This is a genomic window from Rhizobium sp. Pop5, assembly GCF_024721175.1.
GTDB lineage: Bacteria > Pseudomonadota > Alphaproteobacteria > Rhizobiales > Rhizobiaceae > Rhizobium.
In genome coordinates this window covers 247,681-270,738 of sequence record NZ_CP099400.1, presented here as the reverse complement: position 1 = coordinate 270,738, position 23,058 = coordinate 247,681, and the positions used below count along the sequence as shown (strand labels likewise).

The window sequence follows — 23,058 nt, the reverse complement described above, 5'->3', positions numbered from 1 at the left end:
CTCACGCAGAACTCGCGAAATGTTGACAAGAGTCGCGAGCTTACGTGTGTAGGATGGCGTGAGAACCCGAGGCAAGGGAGGAGCCATCATGACCCGTATGACAGCCAAGGATTTCCCTCAAGAACTTCTCGAACTCTACGACTATTACGCGCACGGAAAAATCACCAAGCGCGAATTTCTCGACCGGGCCGGCAAATTTGCGGTCGGCGGGGTGACGGCAGCCGCCATTCTTGCGTCTCTCAGCCCCGACTATGCGCTCGCGACCCAGGTGGAATTCACCGATCCCGATATATCAGCCGAGTACATCACCTATCCCTCGCCGAAAGGAAATGGAGATGTGCGCGGCTATCTCGTCCGCCCCGCGAAAGCTGCCGGCAAGGTCGCCGCCGTGGTGGTCGTGCACGAGAACAGAGGCCTGAACCCCTATATCGAGGATGTGGCGCGGCGCGTGGCAAAGGCGGGCTTCATTGCGCTTGCGCCCGACGGGCTCACCTCGGTCGGAGGCTATCCCGGCAATGACGAAAAGGGGCGGGAACTCCAGCAGAAGGTCGACCCGGAAAAGCTGATGAACGACTTCTTCGCTGCGGTCGAGTTCCTGATGTACAGCGACCTCACCACCGGCAAGGTCGGCATCACCGGCTTCTGCTACGGCGGCGGCGTCGCCAATGCCGCTGCGGTCGCCTATCCCGAGCTTGCCGCCGCCGTGCCTTTCTACGGCAGGCAGCCGCGCACCGAGGATGTGCCCAAGATCAAAGCACCGCTTCTCCTCCATTATGCCGGGTTGGACAAGGGGATCAACGAAGGCTGGCCTGCCTATGAGGCCGCGCTGAAAGCGTCCGGGAAAACCTACGAGGCCTATATCTACCCCGACGTCAATCACGGCTTCCACAACGATTCCACGCCGCGCTATGACGAAGCGGCCGCCAAGCTCGCCTGGCAGCGAACGGTGGACTGGTTTAAGAAATACCTCGCCTGAGACGACCGTGGCTGAAGATCACACGATGGGAAGGCGCTCCCGCCGCCCGGTAGCGTGGCGCAGCTATTGCGAACCGTCGACTTTGCGTCTTCCCCGACTGACGATCATGCCGCCGACGATCAGAACAATGCCGGCCGCGTTCGCCGAGAACGATGCTGGGACGGCGCGCGCATAGTCGAACGCCACCCCCGTTACCATCTGCCCGCCGATGATCAGCAGAGCCGAATTGACCGCGCCTATTCGCGCAATCGCCCAGCTGCCGGCTGCCACGAAGATAACGCCGATGGGACCACCCAAATAGATATACCAGGGCGCCTCGGCTGCGCCGGCAGGAAGCAGGCCTCCGACGAAAAGACCGAGGCAGGTAAGGACGACAAAACCGACGGCGTGGTTCCAGAAAGATGCGATCAGCGGCGTCGTGGAGATGCTCAACCGTCCATTGAGCTGACGGCTGAGACCGACGAGCATGCCGCCCAGGCAAGCGAGGAGAACGAAGACCGTCATGCCGCACCTCGCCCGAACAGGATGATGAGCGCGGCCCCCATGATGACCAAGCCCAGCGCCACGACATCTCGTGTGTCGGGACGCCGCTTCTGCAGGCCGAACAGTCCCCAACTGTCGGCCGCAACGCTGAAAGCGACCTGGCCACCCAACCCCAAGGCCAAAGTGCCGGAGAGCCCGAGTGGTGAATTGACCGCAGTCGAGGTCAGAATGACCGTTGCCGCGCCGGATATTCCGCCGAAATAGGCCCACAAGGGCGCGCTGGAGGCCTTCCCCAGCTTTGGCGTGCCGCGCCGGCGGATCAGCAGGAGAAGAATGATGGCTGCGATGATGCCTGTGCCGTGGGCGGTCCATGACGAGAAGAGGGGATTTCCATAACGCGCCAGCTCCCCGTTGAGGTGCACCATGAACGTCAGGAGCCCACCCGTGGCAAAAGCTCCGGCAAAGTAGATCGGATGCGGATTTCGTGCTCTTTCGATGGTCATTGGAGATCCCGTTAAAGAATCGCTTTGCGACGGATATTATTGCCACTAAGGCCAATCATCGGCATTTTCAGCAAGATAATGACGGTCGCCCATCTGCCTGTTGTCGGCGCTCGGCGTCATGCGGGACGCCGCAACCGATGTGTCGCGACAGTTGTGACGGCATGCTTCTTCAACATCTGCGATCCATGCGCAACAGTGATTGTCGCAAGTCGCTTCCGCTTTTGGCAATTGTGCGGTAGCCTCTCTTTTCGTTTGCATTGAGCGAAGATTTTTCGCTCGACCCCAAAGACGCCGGCGAAGTTTCGACCGTCCAGAGTTTCGGAACAGTTTGCGTCAGCCGTGATAAGGCAAAAAATGCGATGTGAACGGAACCATGATGCCTGCACTTGGGTTTCGAACCTTAGCGTTCAAAAGGAGGAGCACTATGCCCACGGTTGCTGCGACACCCATCACGCCGCCCGATCAGCATGTCGTCACCGCCCGCGAAGCCATCGAGCCGCTTTACGAAAAGCTTGAGCTTCAAACGGAGTCGCTCGTTCTCTCCGCAGCGCTGGAAGCAGGATGGTCTCCGGACGAGGCAATGGAAGCGCTGGCGGCGCTCAGACTGCAGGACGCACTTTCCATCCTCGGACCAACGGTCTAGCCGATTCTTTCGAGAACAAATCGACGCTTCGGCAAATCCGAGAGATCGGGTGGCAGGAACCTTAAGATCGTGGTGCAGTGCTACAACGTGCGTGTTCGCCCGAAAGACCGCAACAACAGATTGAGAGAGACGGCAACCTTGTCGATGTCGCGAATGTCCCGCGAATATTGACCGGTGTAGAGTTTTACAATCATGCTGTCGCGAGCAGAGCCGCTGAGCTCGAAATACAGGTGCAGGTAATAGTCTTCGTTGTCGCCGCCGCGACTAATACTCCTTCGTCGTTGAGTGACCTGTCCGAGCTCCGCTTCGAAGGGGGCGAAGCCGGCGAGTTTCAGCATGACCGATTTGGATTGAAATCGTGCCATGTTGGGGACAGCGACGACCGCCTTATCCAATGCCAAACTGACGACTTGGCCGGGGACATCGTTTACAACAGCGGGCTCATCGAGCTTGAACGCATGAAACAGGCGCCGCGGTTTCTCAAAGCAGATGAGTGATGCGATGAGCAGGACGACGATATTGATACCTGACCACCAGGCCGCAACCGGCGAAAACAGGCCTTGTACATGCGAGGTTTCCGGGACGAGGTTCACCAGCAGACCAAGGACCGTGATCATGATCATGCTTGCGATCCAGGCGAGGCTGTAGCGGTCGAACTGGTTTAACTCGTTTCCACTGCCCTTTGGCGTCACCTTGAACGGCTTGCCAAACGGTCTCACGAGGCTGGAGACCACTGTCGGCAACATGCGGAATGTCGCAAAGGTCCCGACGGCGCTGGAAACTACAGGCAGATAGCGCGTCGGCGTGATCCATAGCATAAGCAGGAAATACGCCGCCAGCAGCGGCACCTGATGAGACACGTAATCGGCTACATCAGTGAAATAGAGCGGCAGTAGGCCGAACCAGAGATAGACGATGGGGACGAGCAATATCATGAAGCGGACCAGATACTGCACCAGCCAGGACGCTGGCAGGAACATGATCCGTTGAAAGAGCGTCAATCCGGGGCCGCGCAGCGGGCCATTATACAGGTAAAGGGTTTGAATACCTCCCTGGCACCACCGTTCGCGCTGCACAAAATAACCGGTCAGGTTTTCGGCGGCCAGTCCCATCGATAGCCGCTCGTTCAGGTAGCGGGTCTTGTAGCCTTTGTTGAGCATCGAAAGAGTTGTCAGCAGGTCTTCTGTAATCGACTCCGTGGGAAAACCGCCTATTGCGTCGATGGACTTGCGGCGGGCAATCGAGCATGATCCGCAGCAGAAACTGACGTCCCAGGCGTCTCGACTGGGCGCGATCTCGTCGAAGAACAAGCGCTGCTCGTCCGGCCAGATATTCTCCAGGCCCAGATTTGATTGCACCGGATCGACATTGAAGAAATGTTGAGGTGTCTGGACGATGCCGATGCTGTCGTCGGAAAAGAAGGGCAACGTCCGGCGAAGGAAATGTCGATAGGGAACAAAATCGGCGTCGAAGACCGCAATAAACTCGCCCGAGCTGACCTTCAGCCCATTGTTCATATTGCCCGCCTTGGCGTGCTTGTTGTCGGCGCGCGTGACGTGGATGACGTTCTTCTCTTCGCAATAGGCCCTCAGCCAATCCCGGCGCTGATCGTCAAGCACATACACATTCAGTTTGTGGGGGGGATAATCCAGCGAGCGGGCGCCGATGATGGTTCGCTCGAGCACATCGAGCGGCTCGTTATAGGTTGGAATGAAAACATCGACAGTCGGCAGCTCATGCTGCTCTCGCGCAAAGAAAACCCGAGCCAGCCTGTCCGCTTCTGCGCTCCTGTCGACGTAGCGGCTCATCAATACCAGAAAAAGGATGACTTCGACGCACGCCAGTATCTCGACGATGAAGAGGATCCAGACCCAGTAGAAACTCGCGCCGTCGTTGGGATAGGGAAGCACCGTCTCCGTCAAGCGCCAGAACATATATCGCAATGCGACTACTGCCACAAACGCGCAGGTTACCGCCCGTGTCCAGGTGTGTTGGCGCGACCAATTGAACGGCCCCAGGAAAAAGAAGGCCAAAACGAAAAGGGTCGGAACCAGCGCTACAAGATACTGAACCACAGGCTTTTGACCCAGTTGGACACGTCGATGCCGTGCTTGGAAAACCGTACCTGCACTGTGCGCCCCACTTGGCAGGAGTTCGCGAAGTCGTCGTTCATGAAGGATGGATCAAGGCGAACCCGAATGCGGGCATTGCGCTGGGTCGACGGCGGCAGACTGGCGGCAAAGGAATCGGTCTCGACCAAAGCCGAACTGCCTCTGACAGAAACGACCGTGCCCTTGAAGACATCGCTGCGGCCGAACAAGCGCACCTGCGCGACAAGTCCCGGATAGATCTCGTCATAATTGACCTCGGGAACAAGGATATCCACAAACAACTCTCGACAGTCGAGGAGGCGCATCAGCTCGTCGTTCAGCACAACGTTGGAACCGCTGACGATACTCCTCGTCCAGACAACGCCGTCGAAGGGCGCTACCGCGGTTGCGGATTCAAGACTGCTGATGCGGTCTGCCTCTTTGACCAGCTGCTTTTGAACTTCCGTGGCTCGTGTCTCATTTTCCGCTATGCGCGAGTTCAAGTCGTTGATGCGAACGAGGACCTCGTCCTCGCGCTGTCGCGAATAGGGCACGTCATTCTGTCCGTCGCCGAAGACAAAGATACCCTTGCGGACCGCATCGAGCCTTTGTTGCAATTGATCGACAGTCATATTGCTGATTTTGACCTCACCGTCGGTCGCGGCTCCAGCGGCGCGCGCGGCCTCTACCAGCTTCTGTGTAAGAATACCTTTCGACTCGAGCTCCATCCGGCGGTTCAGGTCGACCTGCGCGACCAGATCCTGAGCTTGCGACACTTCGACTTTTTTCCGCAGGATTTCGACTTCGCGTTCGAGATTGGCAATGGTGGTCTGCTTGTAGACTTCCAATCTGGCAGACAATTCCTCGCGAAGCGCGGAGAGTTCCTCCCGTTCCTTTTTAAGTGCCACGACGCGGTCGAGCGCCGTGTTGCGATCTGCCTCGAGGGAAGCGAGGATCGCGCGATTGACGCGCGTATTTCTGATTTCTGCGAGGGATTGTCCCGCTTTGACCGGACTGCCGACCTTGAGCGGGTCTTCCGCAATCGTGCCGTCGATTGGAGCATTAACGACCGCAAACCGCGCATTGACCGTGCCATCAAGGCTCGTAAAGCCGGTAATCGTCGGCAATGAGACGACAGTCACGACTGCCAGCAACAGCAACCCGACAACGATGCGTGTGATGCGATGGTTCCAGATCATGTCGGCATCCGAAGGTATCGCTTCCGCAGCCATCCGTCTCTGCCGAGCAGACGCAAACGGATGCAACTAATTCTTGCATACTTTAGCGCATGGAAATTTATAGACAAGTGATGGTCGCACCTGCGACAGAAAACAATTCGGCTCTGGATGAAATGCCGCCGACGGAGGCGTGGCCGTATCGATGGTGCAGGCGTATGGTCAAGCCATCTCCGGCGCACCGACTGACGTGGTGGGGTGATGGAAATCGCTGCACCGCGCCTGGTAACGCCGCCATCTCATCTAGGCAGCATAATTCCACGCGATCTTTTTCCAGAGCATGATGCCGAAAAGCGTGAGCGGTTTTCTCATGACATCATGCTCTCGCTCTTTCATTGAGAACAGGATTCAGATTTTAGGCTTGGTCGGCCTAAAATCATCCTGTTCTAATGCGGTCGAAGCTTTTTGGTCGCGATCAGCATGACGAGATCTTCGGAGGCATCTGCGAGCTCCAATGCCAATTCCGCAGCCGACCATCCACGTTTCTGCAAGCCGACGAGCATTTCCACCATCGCGACTTCGACCTCTCGTCTGCAGCTCGAAATCGGCTTCAATTCGATTTGTTTCTCATCACATGCAGTAGTCATCTTAGCCTCCGTTCTGCCATAGAAATGGCAGCGTCACAAAATTCGCCAATGGGTGGATATGGTAAGGGTTGCGTGCAAGCCTCGGCCTCGTTACGCATCGACACAGACGGCCTCGGCCTGCGCGCAACCCCTTCGCGTCCTTATTTGCCGATGTTCGGCCTCAGGAGCGTCTCGCACGTAGGTGAGCAGAGGGAGCCCGCACGATTGGCGATAGGAATTTCCTGGCGCCAGAGGGTTATGAGAGAAGAATTCCTGTCGTAAGCCGATGCTCGCGCAAAGCGCGCACGAATATTGCCCCGATAGTTCACGACCTATCCTCCTCTGCTTGCATATTTTGTTGTGAATTAGTGTCGTTTCACGTTGAGAGTGCTTTGAAACTGCATTGCACTGGCAAGTGAGTATTTGGGCTTTCAGAACGTCCTTCGGAACTAACCCTTGCTCATTTAAATACAGGAACAGGACGCTATTGTCGTTATCGCCGCATCCTGAAAATTATCGGTCCGTCCATTTCTGCTCGCAGGAGAATATGATAAGTAGATTATACACGTAGAGCTTCAGTCGATTCGGTTCTATCGGATGGGGTTGCGCGGACGTTTCAGTCCGCGAAAACGGATTTTATGCTTCAGTTTCAAAAGCCCGAATCGGCTTACGCGCTGGAGGAATTGGATGGTTACGGAGTCTGGAGATGACCCCGCTGCTGGAAAGGGATGGCCGGCCCACCTGGAGCGGCGGCGCTGGCCGCGCGAACCGTCCCCCCAGAAAGAACATCGGGTGGACGCTCCACCGGCGCTGGTGCCCTTGCGATTTTCGACACATGACCTGCCACTGAGAGAACAGTTCCAGTCCTGGCGATCACATATGGCGCCGCTTGTGGATGTTCATCTGCCGGATGGAAAATCAGAGGGCGACGGGTTCCTTGCGGAGCAGACCGGTTGGCATCTCGGCGATATTCTGATCGTTCAGCAGCGCGCGCAGGCATGCAGCTATATTCGCGACCAGGCCATGCTGCGGTCGAGCCCGATCGATCATTGGAACGTCGGCGTACTGCGCAGCGGCCGGGCCTGGACCGAGGCCAATCGGCATGTAACGGAGACCGGCCCGGGTGAGTTATTTTTCAGGTCCCTTGGTTATCCTTACCGCGGGCGGATGACCGATACCGTCGCTGTGCTCGTCTTCTTACCCTATGAACTGTTGACCCGTGATGCGAGTCTTCTGCAGAGCGCCAACAACATCGCCCTCTCCGGTAGCCTGGCTGAATTGCTCGTCAGCTATATCAACGGACTGGAAGCGAACCTGGGCAATTTGACGGTGGAGGAGGTGTCGCGGGTCATACGGACGATCGGCGATATGGTCGTTGCATGCGCCGCATCGTCGACAAGTTTGGATCGCGGTCAGGAACAGACCAATATGGGGCTTATGGAGCGGGCGCATCGCTATATTCACCTCAATCTTCATTCAGATAGCCTGACGCCTGACGTCATGTGCCGTGCGCTGGGCATCTCGCGGACGCGACTCTACCAATTGTTCGAAACGAGCGGGGGCGTCTTCAATTACATTCGCAAACATCGATTGCTGCAGGCATATGCGGATCTTACCAACCCGACCGACAACCGGCCGATCTCGGAGATTGCCGAGGCCGCCGGCTTCGACGTTGCAGCCAATTTCACGCGCGCGTTCAGCCACGAATTCGGACTCAGCCCGCGTGAGGTCCGAAAGACAATAGCAACTGAACGCCCCGCCATGCCCGCAACACGTTCCATGCGACGTTCCGGGACAACGATCGGCGATTGGCTGACGCTCGCACGTTGATGTGGGAAAGCACCAAAAGCCATTGATATTGCCGCATATTTTTCAAAGAATTATACAGCGGTGTCTGCTGGAGACTTTCTAGTTCCATAAGATCGATTACGCCACAGCCGATGTAGCCGCGGTGGGTTCAAGGATGAAGTGCGACTTGCGAATGATACCAATGGGTTATCACTCGCAAGGAAGATGCAATGAAACGGACCTACTCCCATATTGATCTGGATGAACGACGCAAGATCGCCCGGTGGCGAATGACTGGCCTGAGCGTTGAGAGTATTGCCGAGAAGCTCGGCCGGCATCGTTCGACGATCTTTCGGGAGATCAAACGCAACACGTTTATCGACAACGATGTTCCGGATCTCAACGGCTACTACTGCGTCACAGCGCATGATATCGCTTGTGACCGGCGTACGAAGCTGCGGAAGCTGGCGCGCTTCTCTGACGTCAGACAATCTGTCATCGACCGGATCGTACACGGCTGGTCGCCACAGCAGATTGCAGGACGCATGCGCCTGGAACGCCATCCGATCTCTGTCAGCCACGAGACGATCTACAAGTTCGCATATTCGCCCGACGGGCACGCCATCAAGCTGTGGCGGCACCTACCGGAGCATCGTGCGCGACGCCGACCACGACATGCCAGACGCAAGCATGGTCAACGGTTTAGCCCGGAACTCAACATCTTGCGGCGCCCCGATGTCGTTGCCGAGCGCAAGCAGTTTGGGCATTGGGAATGCGACCTGATCCAGTTTCGGAAAAAGTTCGGCAAGGCCAATGTGACGTCGCTGGTCGAACGAGTCAGCCGCTTCGCGATCTTCCTGCGCAACAATGACCGTCAGTCCCGTCCTGTCATGGACGGCCTTGTTCAAGCACTGCAGGCCCTGCCCCACCTTGCTCGCCGTTCCATCACCTTCGACCGGGGGACGGAGTTCACTGACTGGCCGTATCTGCAAGCCAGCATCGGCGCCCAAACCTGGTTTTGTGATCCGCAATCGCCCTGGCAAAAAGGCACCGTCGAGAACACCAATGGCCGGGTCCGGAAATGGCTTTCGAGAGAGGTCGATCCACTGTCCGTGACCGACGCCGACCTGATCGACGTCTGCAATCGGCTCAATGATACGCCACGCAAATGTCTTGGCTATCGAACGCCCGCAGAGGTCTTCCGCAAGAAACTGCTCGCCCAGATGCGGTATGCAGGTTAGCTTGACCAAGCCCGCAAGTCGCGGTTCAGCATGAACTCACACGCAAAGTTAAAGTGTCCCGTTTCTGCAAAGTTGGAATGTCACCTTCCCCTGGTTTTGATGACCGACGCAGCGACGGTCGACCGGCTATTCAAAAAGAATGAGGCTTGCCGGAGTTGGCGGCATCGGTTTGACCATGACGCCGGCAAGGCCGGCCAGTCTTGCCATCTCGGTCAGCTCACTTTGCGTATAAGCCTGACCCGCCGGCGTGCCGGCCAGCATCTCCCAGGAGAACGCCGCGGGAAAAGGCGGCGACACACCATCTTCGTTCGGCACGAAGTCGACTGCGGCGATCCGACCATCCGCTGAAAGGCTTGCGATGATTTTTCGCAACAGCTCAGCACATGTCGGCAAGTCGAAGTGATGCAGGAAATTCGGCAGCAGAACGAGATCGTAGCCCGTACCCCACTCTACATCGAAGGCGCTGCCGGCGATCGTCCTGTACCGGTCAGCCACTCCGGCCTTTTCCGCATTCTGCCTCGACAATTCCAGCACGGCGGCCCAGTCGACGGCGACGATTTCCGCCGATGGAATGATTTTGGCAATTTCGATCCCGAAAACGCCAGGACCTGCCGCTATGTCCAAAACTTTTTTGGGAGGCTTAGGCCAGCTGGAGATTTCCCCAGCCAGTATTTTGGCGCTGAGACCGGTAAAGGAGCCCATACCGCGGGCAAACTTCAACCAGACGGGATTGTCTGCCGACATGTTCGCAAGTCCGACCGACCCGCCGTTCCGCACGACGGCGGCCGGGTCGCGCAGAAAATTATCCAATATTTCGGGTGCGGCGATGAATTCGACGGCAGAACCCATATAGGCCGGCGAATTGCGATCGAGGAACATCCTGGTCGAGGGCGTCATTCGGTATTCTTCGCCCCCCTTAGTCAGGAAACCGTGTACCACGAGGTAGTCGCACAGGATGCGCACTCCGCGTTCCGAGGCGCCTATTGCCGACGCCAGCAGCGCTGCTGTTTTGCCTTCGCCGATGTGAGTAAAGAGATCAAGCTCGATGGCCGCCCTGATCGCTGCCGTCTTTCGGCATGCAAAAAGCGCATCAACCACGAGTTCGGGCGACACGACGCCAGCATGGGCGTCCTCGGCGAATGTTTCCATGAGATCCCCCCAGAGCCTTCGAGCAGTCTTGTCTGAGCGGCAGAAATTATGCGGGTATTCACCTATTCTACAATACTTACCGCGCTAACCCTATCGGGTGGCCGCTTCAATGTCCAAGCTGTCTGCCCTACCAACTGCATGACGTGATGACAGCTCATGTCTTTGAGCGCAGGATTGAGCGTAAACTAGGCGCGCCAGGGCAGATAGCCGGCTGAAGCCGATCAGCGCCACCCTTGGCGACGATCGGTACGCGGTATGCCTATTCCAGGAAGTAGACCGAGCGGCGAAGGGACTTCTATCGCAACGACGCCAGCGCCGCCGCTCCTACCAGAGCTTCATATGCCGGTTGACGTCCTTGTAGAGCAGATAGCGGAATCGGCCGGGGCCGCCAGCGTAGCATGCCTGCGGGCAGAAAGCGCGCAGCCACATGAAGTCGCCGGCCTCGACCTCCACCCAATCCTGGTTCAGGCGATAGACGGCCTTGCCCTCCAGCACATAAAGCCCGTGCTCCATGACATGGGTTTCCATGAAGGGGATTACGGCGCCCGGCTCCAGGGTCACGATCGTGACATGCATGTCGTAGCGGAGGTCAGCAGGATCGATGAACCGCGTCGTTCCCCAGCGCCCCTCGGTGTCGGGCATTGCCGAGATGGGATGGTCATCCTCATGTGTGAAGATCGCTGGCGGCGACTCCAGCCCCTCGACTTCCTGGAACGCCTTTCTGATCCAGTGGAAGATCGCAGCGGTCGAACCATTGTTTTTCAGGCGCCAGGCCGAACCAGCCGGAAGATAGGCGAAGGAACCTGGCCGCAGTGCATGGCTGACGCCATCAAGCACCACCGTCATACCGCCTTCGACGACGAAGAGCACCGCTTCTGCCCGCTTGTCGGACTCCGGCCGGTCGCTTCCGCCGCCTGGCTGAACTTCCATGATGTATTGCGAGAAGGTCTCGGAGAAGCCGGAAAGCGGCCGCGAGAGAACCCAAGCCCGCGTGCCCGTCCAATGCGGAAGGAAGCTGCTGACGATATCGGTCATGACGCCGCGGGGGATGACCGCGTAAGCCGTCGTGAAAACGGCCCTGCCTGAAAGCAGCTGACTCTGCGGCGGCAATCCGCCAAGCTTCGAATAATAGTCGCTGTTGTTCATGGTGCAGATTTCCGAGCATGTGGCTATGCATCTGCTTTATGCGCCGCCGGACGGTTAGGCAACTCCCAAGCGGGCGGAGGCTGAGCTACCGGTCAGCCATCACCAGATGACCCGGGCCGACCGCGCGATAGGAGGTGACCGGAGGCTGATAATCGACGGATCGCATCGGGCTCTTGATCTCGTCGTTCGCCACCATCCGCTTTTCGTGACGGCGATCCGGATCGGGCACCGGCACGGCCGAAATCAGCTTCTTCGTATAGGGATGCTGCGGATTTTCGAAGACCGCGGCGCGCGGACCGATCTCGACGATCTCGCCGAGATACATCACCGCCACCCGATGGCTGACGCGCTCGACCACCGCCATATCGTGCGAAATGAACAGGAAGGCGAGATTGAGGCTCTGCTGAAGATCGAGCATCAAATTAATGACTTGCGCCTTGATCGAAACATCGAGCGCCGAGACGCTTTCATCGGCAACAATGACCTTCGGCTGCAGGGCCAGTGCGCGGGCGATGCAGATGCGCTGCCGCTGGCCGCCGGAAAATTCATGCGGATAACGCGAAGCCATCTCAGGCGACAGGCCAACCTTGACGAGCAAGTCGGCCACGACCTCCTTTGCCTGTTTGGCATTGCCCATCCCGTGCTCGATATAGGGTTCGGCGATCGACGCGCCAACCGTCATGCGCGGATTGAGGCTGGCGAAAGGATCCTGGAAGATCATCTGCACGGATTTGCGCATCTCGCGCAGATCCTTCCTGTCGAGGCCGAGCACCTCCCTGCCCTCGACGAGCACGGAACCGGCCTGAGGTTCGATCAGGCGCATGATGGCGCGGCCGGTCGTCGATTTGCCGCAGCCGGATTCGCCGACGAGAGACAGCGTTTCACCGGCATGAAGATCGAAGGAGACGTTTTCGACCGCATGCACCCGGCTGGTCAGCCGATTGAAGAGGCCGGAGTGAATGTCGAAACGCTTGGTGAGGTTCCTCACCTGAAGCACCGGCTTTGCCGCCACCGTATCGGCGGCCTCGGCGGGCGTGTCCGATTCCCCCGTCGCCGTATTGACCACAGGAAAACGCAGCGGCCTTTGCCGGCCCTGCATCGAGCCGAGCACCGGCACGGCCGAAAGCAGTGCCCGCGTATAGGGATGTTTGCCGCGGTGGAAGATGTCGGCGGTGGCGCCGCTTTCGACCTGTTCGCCGCGATACATCACAACAGTCCTGTCGGCGATCTCGGCGACAACACCCATGTCATGGGTGATGAAGAGAACGGAGGTCCCCTCCTCATCCTGCAGCATCTTGATGAGATCGAGGATCTGGCCCTGGATCGTTACGTCGAGCGCTGTCGTCGGCTCGTCGGCAATCAAGAGTTTCGGCCGGCTGGCGAGCGCCATGGCGATCATCACCCGCTGGCGCATGCCGCCGGAAAAGCGATGCGGGTACTCGTCGAAGCGCGAGGCGGCCGAGGGGATGCGGACCTTTTCCAGCAGCCTGATCGTCTCGGCCCTGGCATCGGCCTTGCTCATATCGGAGTGGCAGAGCAGCGCTTCGGAAATCTGATCTCCAATGGTGAAGAGCGGATTGAGCGATGTCATCGGCTCCTGGAAGATCATCGCCACTTCGTTGCCGCGCACCTGCCGCATGGCATGTTCCGGCAAGGCCAGAAGATCGCGTCCGCCCAGCATGACGCGGCCCTGGATGCGGCTCGTATCCGCCTGCAACAGCCGCATGATCGAGAGCGATGTCACGCTCTTGCCCGAGCCGGATTCGCCGACGATCGCCACCGTCTCGGCCGGCGCCACCGTGAAGGACACGTCGCGCACGACAGGCTTCCAGGCGCCATCCACCAGGAACGACGTCGTCAACCCTTCGACGGAAAGGACGGGAGCGGTGGTCTCGATCGGCTGCGGCTGGGCGCTCGCCATGTCGGTTCCTCTTCGGTTCAATCCGGCCAGCGCAGCAGACCGTCGAAGCGATGCCGGCTGCGGTTCTCGATGGGTGTGGCGATGATCTCGTTGGAAGCGCGCGCCTTGTCGAGTTCCTCGCCGAGACGGCTTGCGACGATCACCTCCTGGCCCGGATGCAGGTTGCACGGATCGAGATAGAAGTAGCGGTGCTCGACTTCGTGATCACGCACGATGATCGGCGGGCTGCCCTTGGCCAGTGCATCGGCGAGATCCCAGGCGGTGATATGGGCCTGCTCTGGATCGATGATGAGACGCAGCCGATCGAGCGGATTGTTGGTCGGGTCGGGTTCGATCAGCGCAGTGACGCCGGGACGGCCGTCGAGCGACTTCTTCCAGAGATTGAGATAGCCGGTCTCGCGTTCGCGAATGCCGGCATGGTCGCGATTTTCCCACGCTTCCAGCGCCGCCATGACACCGAAGATGCTCTCCTTGCCGACCTTCATGCCACGGCCGATGCCCATGTTCTGCAGGAAGGCTTGACGCACCAGTTCCTTCTTGCCGACGACGATGCCCGAAGTCGGGCCGCCGAGGAATTTGTGGCCGGAATAGAGCGCGATATCGGCCCCCTGCTCCAGGAAAATCCTGAGGTCGTATTCCGAGGCCGCATCGACGATGACGGGCACGCCCCTGGCATGGGCGATCTCGGCGAATTCCTTGAGGTTCAAAAGGCCGTAATCGACGACGTGGTGGGAGACGACATAGACGGCGGCAGCAGTCCTGTCGGTGATGGCGTTTTCCATGTGGAAGCGATGGGTCGAGGTCGCCTGTCCCACAAGAACGACCTTGCCGCCGGCAAGCCGGATCGCCTGGTCGACGGGCGCGCCGTAGCTGACCACATGGCCCATCTGCACCAGGACTTCGTTCTTCTCGGACACGGAATCCGGCAGCTTCTCGATCGCTAGCAGATTGTCGCCGGTAATCGCGCCGGCGACGGCAAGCGAAATGCCAGCCGAGCAGGAGGCGGTGACGAAGCCTGCCTCGCCGCCCGTCAGCCTGGCGATGACGGCGCTTGCCTTGCGCTGCAGATCATTGATCTCGACGAAGTGCGGCAAGATCGACGCCATCGCCTCGATCGCTTCCGGCACGACGATGGAGGCGCCGAGGCTGGTCATCGTGCCCGATACGTTGATGACGGGGCGAAGGCCGATCGATGGTCTCATATCAGTAGGCATGAAATTCTCCGGAATTCTGGCTCTGGAAGCGGGATAAGATGGAACGCTGCTCCAAATAAGAAAGCTGTCGTCAGCCGTGCAAGGCGACGATGGCTTCGATTTCGACGGTGATGTTGCCCGGAAGCGACCCGAAGCCGACGGCCGAACGGGCATGTTCGCCGGCCGGCCCGAAGACTTCGATCAACAGATCCGAACAGCCGTTGATGACGCTCGGATGATCCTCGAAATCAGGCACGGCATTGACCATGCCGAGCAGCTTGACCACCCGTTTGACCCGGGAGAGATCGCCGAGCGCCTCATGCATGACCGAGAGCAGGTTGATGCCGGTCAGCCGCGCATGGCCATAAGCCTCTTCGACACCGACGCCGCCGGCGCCGACCTTGCCGGCATGCAGGAAGCCATCGGCTTCACGCGGGCCTTGGCCGGAGAGATAGAGCATGTTGCCTTCCAGCACATGCGTCACGAAATTGGCGATCGGCGGCGGTGGCGGCGGAAGCTCGATGCCGAGTGCAGCAAGCCGTTCATAGGGCGAGTTCTCAACCGTGTCTGCGGCGGGAAACTGATTCACGCTAACTCCTGTCATGCGAATTCGATTGACGAATGTCGTTTGGCCGATCTTTCGTCGGCGGATTAAAGGTCCTTGCGAAGTCTTGGATCGAGCATGTCCCTGAGGCCGTCGCCGACCATCTGCAGCGACAACACGGAAAGAATGATCGCGACACCCGGAAAGAGCGTCATCCAATCGGCCTGGCCGATATATTGCCGGCCTCCGGCGATCATCGTTCCCCAGGTCGGGATTTCGGGGCTGACGCCGAGGCCGAGGAAAGACAGGCCGGCTTCGGCCAACATGGCGCTCGCAAAGAGGAACGTGCCCTGCACGAGGATCGGCGACAGCAGATTGCGCAGCACATGCCGCGTCATGATGTGGAAGGTCGAGATACCAAGCGCCCTCGCCGCCTCGACATAAGGAAGCTCGCGAATAACCAGCGTCGAGGCGCGCACGATGCGGGCAAGGCGCGGCGCATAGACGATCGACAGCGCAATGATCACGGTGGTCAATGACGGGCCGAGGGCGGCGACGAGCGCGATCGCCAGCAGAATATCCGGGAATGCCATCATCGCGTCGATCAGCCGGGCGATCGGCGTATCAAGCTTCTGAAAGAAGCCGGCAAGCAGGCCGAGGGTCACGCCGATCAACGCCGACAGGGTCACGACGGCTGCACCGACCAGCAGCGACAGGCGGCCGGCGAAGATCGTACGCGAGAAGACGTCGCGGCCGAACTCGTCCGTGCCGAAGAAGAAGATCCCACTCGGCGGCTTCAGCCGGTTGACGATCGAAAGCTTGGACGGCGAATAGGGTGCCACGACAGGCGCGAAGGCCGCGAGCAGCACGAAAATCGTCAGGATCAGCAGGCCGCACGCGACCGTCTTGCGCTTCAAGAGGCGGCGTACGAATTTGCTGCCTTCGCTTTCGACCGGTTTGATTGCGATATCGGCCATCAGTAGCGCACCCTCGGATCAACCAGCAGGTAGAGCATGTCGATCGCAAAATTGATCAGCACATAGAGCGCGGCGATGACGAGCAGAGCCCCCTGGATGACGGGATAGTCGCGGCGCAACACCGCCGAAACGACGAGATTGCCGACTCCCGGCAGGCCGAAGACGGTCTCAGTAACGACGGCGCCCGAAATCAGCACCGCCGCCGTGAGCCCGATCACCGTCAGGATCGGGATCAGCGCATTCTTCAGCGCGTGCTTGAGGATGACCTTGCGCTCGATCAGCCCCTTGGCGCGCGCCGTGCGGATATAGTCGTCGCCGAGCACGTCCAGCATCGACGCGCGGGTGAAGCGCAGGATCAGCGCCGAGGAGACGATGCCGAGCGCGAAGGCCGGCAGCGTCAGATGGTACATGCGGTCCGCGAAGGTCGAGCCGGGGCCGCCATAGCCCGAGACTGGGAAGAGATTCAGCCTGACGGCGAAGAACTGCATCAGGATGAGGCCGAGCCAGAAGCTTGGAATGCTGGCGGCAAACATGGCGAGCGTCGTTGCCGCCTGGTCGATGAAGGAGCCACGGCGATAGGCGGCATAGATGCCGATCGGCAGGGCGATGACGGTGGCGATGGCGAGCGAGAACAGCGTCAGGAAGAAGGTCGGCTCGGCGCGGTCCAGCAGAGCCGAAGTGACCGGCATGTTGAGGAAGATCGACTGGCCGAGATCGCCCTTCAGCAGCTGGCCGATATAATAGACATATTGCAGGCCGAGCGACTGATCGAGGCCAAGCCGGGATCTGAGATCGGCAATATCCTGCGGCGTCGCATCCGGTCCGAGCATGACGGCGGCCGGATCTCCCGGTGTGACGCGCACGATGACAAAGACGATCGTGACGACGAGAAACATCACGACGATCATGCCGAACAGGCGCTGGAGGATGTAGCGGATCATGAATGGCCTGTTTTTGAGCCCTTGCAGATGCGACAGAAAAGAAGACCGGCACCGACCACGAAAAGCGGCGCCGGTGGCGGTGTTTACTTCTTGATCGAAGCGTTCCAGAAATACGGCCACGGAGCCGGATCGACGCCTTCAAGCTTGACCGACTTTGCCGAGACCGCGTTGAAATCACCGATCTTCATGAAGGGCGCATCCGCATAGATCGCCTTCTGGACATCGGCCCAGAGTGCCACGCGCTTCTTCGGATCGACTTCCGAAGTGAAGGCATCGACCGCAGCCTTGCGGGCCGGCGTATCCCACCATCCGGGCGAACTGGTCGAGAGCGAACCGATGAGGGCCGGCTCCGGCAGGAAGGGGCTGTGGGTGATGTAGATATCCCAGAGCTTCGGATCGGTGCGACGCTGCGTCAGCGTGGCCCAGTCCACCACCTGCATATCGACGGTGAAGCCGGCGAGCTTCAGATATTCGGCGGCGACCTGCGCCATCTTGTAATGGAATTCATACTGGCGGCTCGTCAGGATACGGATCGGCTCGCCATTGTAACCGGCTTTTTTGGCGGCGGCTGCCGCCCCTTCCGGATCGGCGACGTTATAGGCGCCCTCGGCACCGGCATCCGTCGACCAGGCAAAGGTCTTCGGATAGATCGAGCCGTCGAGCGCATAGAAATCCGTGCCGCCGAAGGCTGCGGCCAGCATGTCTTCCATGTTGAGCGCTTGGCGGATCGCCTTGCGAACCTCAACATTCCCGGCAACGCCTTCCTTCGTGTTGAACACGAAAACAGGATAACCGAAGGGCTTCAGCATGACCGGCTGCGAGGCGGTCGAAGCCTTCAGCTTATCGTAGGATTCCACGGGTATGGAATCGACATAATCATACTGGCCGGAAACGGCGGCCTCGACGCGGGTGTTCGGATCCGGCACCGGCACGAAGCGGATCTCGTCGAGATATTGATGACGGGCGCCGCCGTAACCATTGCCGTCGCCTTCGCGGGACTTATAGCCATCGAAACGGACGAGCTGGATATACTGGTCGGCCTTGCGCTCCTTCAGCATGTAGGGGCCGGTCCCGATGAATTCCTTCATCGGTTCGTCCTGCTTTTCGGAGGGGATGATGATCGCGGCCGAATTGTTGAAGGCGAGCAGCGAGGTCAGCGGTGCGTATGGCTGCTTCAGCGTGATCGTCACGGTCGCGGAATCGGTCGCCGCGATCTTGTCGATGAAGCCGGCCACCTGCTTGCCGCGCGAGGCGATCTTCATCCAGCGGGTGAGCGAGGCGACGACATCGTCCGACGTCATATCGCTATTGTCGTGGAACTTGATGCCGGTCCTGAGCTTGATCGTATAGGTTTTGCCGTCGGCGCTGATCTCGGGCAGGCTTTCGGCCAGCAGCGGCGTGACATTCCAGCTCCTGTCGAAGGTGTAGAGCGTTTCGAAAATATGCTGCGTGACGATGCCGACAAGATCGGCCGTCGACGACATCGGATCGAGCGTCGGCGGCTCGCCGATCGTCGCGACGTTGATAACCCCGCCCTTCTCCTGGGCAAGCAAGGTCGAAGGCAGGGCGACGAGCGCAGTGCCGAGCAGGAATGCGACCAATGTTTTCATGTGAGGCTCCCGGTTTAATTCCATAATTATGTAATTCATCTTTTTGTAACAGAATAGAAGCTGGAACTAACGTGTCAAGCATGAGCGGCCGATTATGCAGCCGCGGATGGCCCATTGTCGGAAAGGCACCATTTTCAGCTGCGCTGCCCTCTGCCCGAAGCCTGCGTGATATGCCAAGGTGAGACGATCGCCCTGCGGCAAGATTTCAAAGGAGGGAGATGCGGATGAGCATCGATTTCAACGACGGAAAATGGCTGAACGAACCGGCGAGCTGGCACGCCGACGAAACCGGCCTGACGATGACGACAAGCGAGAAGACCGATTTCTGGCGCGAAACCTATTACGGCTTCACCCGCGACAGCGGCCACTTCCTCGCCTTTCCCACCGGCGACAGCTTCACCGCACAGATCCGCATCCAGGGCGAATTCCGCAGGCTCTACGACCAGGCCGGCCTGATGGTGCGCATCGACGAGAAACGCTGGGTGAAAACAGGCGTGGAATTCACCGACGGCGAAGCCTTCCTCAGCACCGTCGTTACTGACGGCAGATCCGACTGGTCGGTGTCGCAGCCCTTCAAGGAACTCGAAGATTTCCGCATCCGTGTGACGGTCGCGAACGGAGCGATGCGGATCCAGGCCTCCCGCGACGGCAGCTTCTGGCCGCTGCTGCGGCTAGCGCCCTTCCCGGCCGCAGACCGCTATGAGGTCGGGCCGGCTGCGTGTACGCCGGAGCGTAGTGGGCTGAGGGTGCGGTTTTCGGAGTTTTCGATTGGGGCGGCGATTACGACGGATCTGCATGATTGGAGTTAGAAGTCCCCGGCTTCGCCACACGCATAGTTTACGTGAAACATCTGGCATCTGAACGTAAAAGATGAATAGCAGACACGTTTCGAGCATACTTAATCAAGTCTGCAACTGCCGAGTTTCGCTTAAATATATAGGTGTATTTTAGAAATACATTGCACCCACGGTTGCTGCTGCTATTCTTTTCGAAAGAGGAGAGGACAGCCGCATGGCGAAACGGCAACGACCGGCCCAGCCCCGAACGGAATCCGAGGGCAGCATTCAGGAGAACCTGGTCAAGACTCGAATCGGGGGCGATCTCTCGTCCTTCATGAAGGGCGATCCGGATCGTCCGAAGAAGGCCAGCAAGACCCCTGAGAGTTTCGATGTCGTCATCGAATTCAATCGCGATTTTCCCGGCGGCGCGACGGCGGCGCGCCAGCTCCTGTTCGAGGCCTATCTGCTCCACCTCGACAGGATCGGCGCGACGGATGAAAGCAACAATCTGCGGCGTTTCGGCATGTCGGCGCCGCTCGGCATGCCTGCGGTCTCCGATGATAGCAAGCTCGACCTCTCCCAGATCTTTTCGAACGGCAGCAGGATTGCCGCCAAATCGCTCTGGACCGACAGCTATGTTTTCGCCACCCTGACCCGGGAAGCGATCGGCCGGCTGGCGATCTGGACGATGGCCAAGGGCGACGACGAGAAGAGCGACGGCAAGCAGAGGGATATTCCGCTCGTCTACAAGATCTGGCACGATCACGAGATCTCCCGCTGCGTCTATGAATCCGTCCGGACGATCAAGTGCGATGCGGCTCAAGCCTCATTCGCTGCCAGCGGAAAGGGCATCGTCTGGGCCGTGGCCGATACCGGCATCGACAAGAACCATCCGCATTTCTCGACGCTGAAAACGCTCGAATTGCCGGATGGCCTCAGCCACTGGGATTTTACATCTGATAATCCCGATCCGGCTTCGGCACCGGCGACCGCGCTGACCGACGCCGCAGGCCACGGGACTCATGTCGCCGGCATCATTGCGGGCCGCACGTCTATATCGGAAGACCCGAAGACGGAGAGAGTAACGAAAATCTCGGTTACCTCGGAAATACGCAACGAGGATGATACCAGGTCTGAGGTGACCGATGAGCATCAGGGCGCGATCTCCGGCATGGCGCCGCATTGCAAGCTGATGAGCCTGAAGGTGCTCATCAATGAGAAGCAGGGGAAACTCAGCAACCTGCTGGCCGCCATCAACTACATCCAGCGTTCGAACGACTATGGGCGCAACATCAAGATCCACGGCATCAATCTCAGCCTGGGATATGTGTTCAATCCGGTCTGGTTCGCAGCCGGGCAAAGCCCGCTCTGCGTCGAAGTCAACAGGCTGGTGCGCTCGGGGGTCTGCGTCGTCGTTGCGGCCGGTAATGCCGGCTATGGTACAGTGGCGCAATTTTCCGGCGCGGTGGAGCGCGCGGCCCATAGCGGCACGATCATGGATCCCGGCAATGCCGCGCTCGCCATCACCGTCGGCTCGACGCATCGCGACATGCCGCATACCTACGGCGTCTCCTATTTCTCCTCGAAGGGGCCGACAGCGGACGGGCGCATGAAACCCGATCTCGTCGCCCCCGGCGAGCGCATCATTTCCTGCGCGCTCTATGACGCCGACAAGCCTGACGAGGCGCCGTTCCGGGAGGATACCGGCACGAGCATGGCGGCACCGCACGTCTCCGGTGCGATCGCCGCCTTTCTGTCGGTCCGGCGCGAATTTCTCGGCCAGCCCGAACGCGTCAAGGAAATCTTCGTCGGCGCTGCGACCGACCTCAAGCGGCGGCCGGAGTTTCAGGGCGCCGGGCTTCTCGATCTGATGCGAACGCTGCAAGCTGTGTAAGGAGGACGCATGGACACGCTTGGCCCCTCGCCATTCCTATGGCTCGAATTCGACAGGGACGGTGCGATCGATCCCACGTTGACGGGAAAGCTCGCCGCGCTGCTGAACCAGCCCGATATCACCGATCTCGTGGTGATGTCACATGGCTGGAAGAACACCAAGGACGACGCCCGAACGCTCTACGGAACGCTGTGGGCGAATGCCTGCAAGAAGCTTGCTGCGGACAAGGCGCGCCGCACTGTCGTCGCCGGCGTCGTCTGGCCGGCCAAGGCCTATCGCACCAATTTCGATGAGCAGACGCTGGTGACATCAGGCGGCGGCGCCCAGGCAGCCGGTGGAACGGTAGCGGAAATCAGGGATATCGATGACAAGGTTTTCGACGAGGTGCTGGCCGATTTCGAGGATCTCTTCGGCTCGGATGGCACTGCCACGGTCGAAAGAGCGCGCGCCGCGGCCAAGACCCTCGATGAAACGGCATCGCTCTTCCTCGTCAGGAAAGGCAACAAAGCGATTGGCTATCCCGGAGCCGATACGGAACTCAAGGCCGATGCCGAGCCCATCGCGCTCGCGACGGAGGATGCCAACAGCGCCAAGGTGCTGATGGAAGGGCTGGTCCCGCCGCCGACCTTCAATATCGAAAGCTCCGTCGGCAAGACGCAGGGTCTCGGCGACGTCGTCTCGGGCCTGATCTCCGGGCCGAGAGCAGCCGTCGCGCGGTTCCTGAACCAGTTGACCTACTACGAGATGAAGAACCGCGCCGGCATCGTCGGCGAGGCGTTGACCGAAAGCGTGCTGTCGAAACTCGTGTTGCAGCGGCAGATCCGACTGCATCTCGTCGGCCACAGTTTTGGCGCCCGGCTGGTTTCGGCGGCGGCGAACAAGCTCGCGCCCGTGACCAAGCTGGAATTCTTCTCGCTCACTTTGCTGCAGGGCGCCTTCTCGCATAATGGCTTTGCCAAAGAGATCAAGCCGGGCCTCGCCGGCGCCTTTCCTGATGTCGTGGGCAAGCCGACCGGGCCAATCTGCGTCACCCACACCCACAACGATCTTGCCTGCACGCTCGCCTATGCGCTGGCCTCGCGCCTGTCGCGCGATATCGCAAAGGGTATTGGCGATGCGAATGATGCGTTCGGCGCGATGGGGGCGAATGGTCCGCAGCACCTGAAGGCGGGACAGGCGGTCGCAGACGATACGGATGCCGTCTTCGCGCCGAAGCCAGGCAAGGTGAACACCTTCCTGGCTGACAAATACATCATCAAGACAGCCACCTCGGATGCTCACAACAACGTCGCGAACGAGGAGGTCGGCCGACTGCTGGCAACCATTGTCGGCTGATCGCCTTTGATAATTCGCCGCATGGCAGCGTTCGCAGAATTGTC

The 23,058-nt window shown here is 59.4% G+C and carries 20 protein-coding genes; 7 read left to right on the top strand and 13 right to left on the bottom strand.

Going from position 1 to position 23,058, the window contains the following annotated elements; genetic code table 11:
- Positions 1–88: 88 nt before the first annotated feature.
- Entirely contained in the window at positions 89–976 is an 888-nt protein-coding gene (gene yghX / locus NE852_RS25140; RefSeq protein ID WP_258156746.1) for a YghX family hydrolase, read from the top strand.
- 63 nt (positions 977–1,039) lie between these two features.
- Here the strand turns inward: yghX and NE852_RS25135 are convergent, their stop codons facing one another.
- Positions 1,040–1,480: a DMT family transporter gene (locus tag NE852_RS25135; RefSeq protein WP_008536876.1), complete on the bottom strand. Its 441-nt coding sequence runs from the start codon at positions 1,478–1,480 to the stop codon at positions 1,040–1,042.
- The gene (locus NE852_RS25130) at positions 1,477–1,962 is read right to left on the bottom strand and encodes a DMT family transporter (protein WP_258156745.1); all 486 of its coding nucleotides are present in this window, start codon (positions 1,960–1,962) and stop codon (positions 1,477–1,479) included. The genes NE852_RS25135 and NE852_RS25130 overlap by 4 nt, the downstream gene beginning before the upstream one ends.
- Before the next feature lie 424 nt (positions 1,963–2,386).
- On the opposite strand from NE852_RS25130, the gene NE852_RS25125 reads away from it, so the two are divergent.
- The gene (locus NE852_RS25125) at positions 2,387–2,605 is read left to right on the top strand and encodes a hypothetical protein (RefSeq protein WP_008531275.1); all 219 of its coding nucleotides are present in this window, start codon (positions 2,387–2,389) and stop codon (positions 2,603–2,605) included.
- Between the two features lie 80 nt (positions 2,606–2,685).
- On the opposite strand, the gene NE852_RS25120 is transcribed toward NE852_RS25125, so the two are convergent.
- The 3 genes from NE852_RS25120 to NE852_RS25110 all read right to left on the bottom strand — a co-directional run bounded on the left by NE852_RS25120 (position 2,686) and on the right by NE852_RS25110 (position 6,517).
- On the bottom strand, positions 2,686–4,680 hold the full coding sequence (locus tag NE852_RS25120; protein ID WP_008531273.1) for a glycosyltransferase: 1,995 nt from the start codon (positions 4,678–4,680) through the stop codon (positions 2,686–2,688).
- Entirely contained in the window at positions 4,662–5,894 is a 1,233-nt protein-coding gene (locus NE852_RS25115) for an HlyD family secretion protein (RefSeq protein ID WP_008531271.1), read from the bottom strand. The genes NE852_RS25120 and NE852_RS25115 overlap by 19 nt, the downstream gene beginning before the upstream one ends.
- 422 nt (positions 5,895–6,316) lie before the next feature.
- Positions 6,317–6,517: a hypothetical protein gene (locus NE852_RS25110; RefSeq protein WP_008536899.1), complete on the bottom strand. Its 201-nt coding sequence runs from the start codon at positions 6,515–6,517 to the stop codon at positions 6,317–6,319.
- 666 nt (positions 6,518–7,183) lie between these two features.
- Between NE852_RS25110 and NE852_RS25105 the strand changes: the two genes are divergently transcribed.
- Both NE852_RS25105 and NE852_RS25100 read left to right on the top strand, forming a co-directional pair.
- On the top strand, positions 7,184–8,326 hold the full coding sequence (locus tag NE852_RS25105; RefSeq protein ID WP_258156744.1) for an AraC family transcriptional regulator: 1,143 nt from the start codon (positions 7,184–7,186) through the stop codon (positions 8,324–8,326).
- A gap of 188 nt (positions 8,327–8,514) precedes the next feature.
- Positions 8,515–9,525: an IS30 family transposase gene (locus NE852_RS25100; RefSeq protein ID WP_008536882.1), complete on the top strand. Its 1,011-nt coding sequence runs from the start codon at positions 8,515–8,517 to the stop codon at positions 9,523–9,525.
- Positions 9,526–9,651: 126 nt separating this feature from the next.
- Here the strand turns inward: NE852_RS25100 and NE852_RS25095 are convergent, their stop codons facing one another.
- The 8 genes from NE852_RS25095 to NE852_RS25060 form a co-directional block, all read right to left on the bottom strand.
- The gene (locus NE852_RS25095; protein ID WP_008531981.1) at positions 9,652–10,674 is read right to left on the bottom strand and encodes a methyltransferase; all 1,023 of its coding nucleotides are present in this window, start codon (positions 10,672–10,674) and stop codon (positions 9,652–9,654) included.
- 324 nt (positions 10,675–10,998) lie between these two features.
- A complete protein-coding gene (locus NE852_RS25090) occupies positions 10,999–11,820 on the bottom strand; it encodes a bifunctional allantoicase/(S)-ureidoglycine aminohydrolase (protein WP_008531978.1) in 822 nt (273 codons plus the stop codon).
- 85 nt (positions 11,821–11,905) lie between these two features.
- Entirely contained in the window at positions 11,906–13,741 is a 1,836-nt protein-coding gene (locus NE852_RS25085; protein ID WP_008531977.1) for an ABC transporter ATP-binding protein, read from the bottom strand.
- 17 nt (positions 13,742–13,758) lie between these two features.
- Positions 13,759–14,955 (bottom strand): aminotransferase class V-fold PLP-dependent enzyme, encoded by a 1,197-nt coding sequence (locus tag NE852_RS25080; RefSeq protein WP_258156743.1) that lies wholly within the window; start codon positions 14,953–14,955, stop codon positions 13,759–13,761.
- Between the two features lie 70 nt (positions 14,956–15,025).
- Positions 15,026–15,538 carry a RidA family protein gene (locus NE852_RS25075; RefSeq protein ID WP_037173635.1) on the bottom strand — a complete coding sequence of 171 codons (513 nt, stop codon included), beginning with the start codon at positions 15,536–15,538 and terminating at the stop codon, positions 15,026–15,028.
- Between the two features lie 47 nt (positions 15,539–15,585).
- A complete protein-coding gene (locus NE852_RS25070; protein WP_008531968.1) occupies positions 15,586–16,455 on the bottom strand; it encodes an ABC transporter permease in 870 nt (289 codons plus the stop codon).
- The gene (locus tag NE852_RS25065; protein WP_008531967.1) at positions 16,455–17,396 is read right to left on the bottom strand and encodes an ABC transporter permease; all 942 of its coding nucleotides are present in this window, start codon (positions 17,394–17,396) and stop codon (positions 16,455–16,457) included. Before NE852_RS25065 ends, NE852_RS25070 begins: the two co-directional genes overlap by 1 nt.
- Before the next feature lie 83 nt (positions 17,397–17,479).
- A complete protein-coding gene (locus NE852_RS25060; protein WP_008531966.1) occupies positions 17,480–19,006 on the bottom strand; it encodes an ABC transporter substrate-binding protein in 1,527 nt (508 codons plus the stop codon).
- Positions 19,007–19,230: 224 nt separating this feature from the next.
- Between NE852_RS25060 and NE852_RS25055 the strand changes: the two genes are divergently transcribed.
- The 3 genes from NE852_RS25055 (at position 19,231) to NE852_RS25045 (ending at position 23,014) form a co-directional block, all read left to right on the top strand.
- Positions 19,231–19,815 (top strand): DUF1349 domain-containing protein, encoded by a 585-nt coding sequence (locus tag NE852_RS25055; protein WP_008531965.1) that lies wholly within the window; start codon positions 19,231–19,233, stop codon positions 19,813–19,815.
- 202 nt (positions 19,816–20,017) lie between these two features.
- On the top strand, positions 20,018–21,679 hold the full coding sequence (locus NE852_RS25050; RefSeq protein WP_008531964.1) for a S8 family peptidase: 1,662 nt from the start codon (positions 20,018–20,020) through the stop codon (positions 21,677–21,679).
- Between the two features lie 9 nt (positions 21,680–21,688).
- Positions 21,689–23,014, top strand: coding sequence for a hypothetical protein (locus tag NE852_RS25045; protein WP_008531963.1), 1,326 nt, complete (start codon positions 21,689–21,691; stop codon positions 23,012–23,014).
- Positions 23,015–23,058 lie beyond the last annotated feature (44 nt).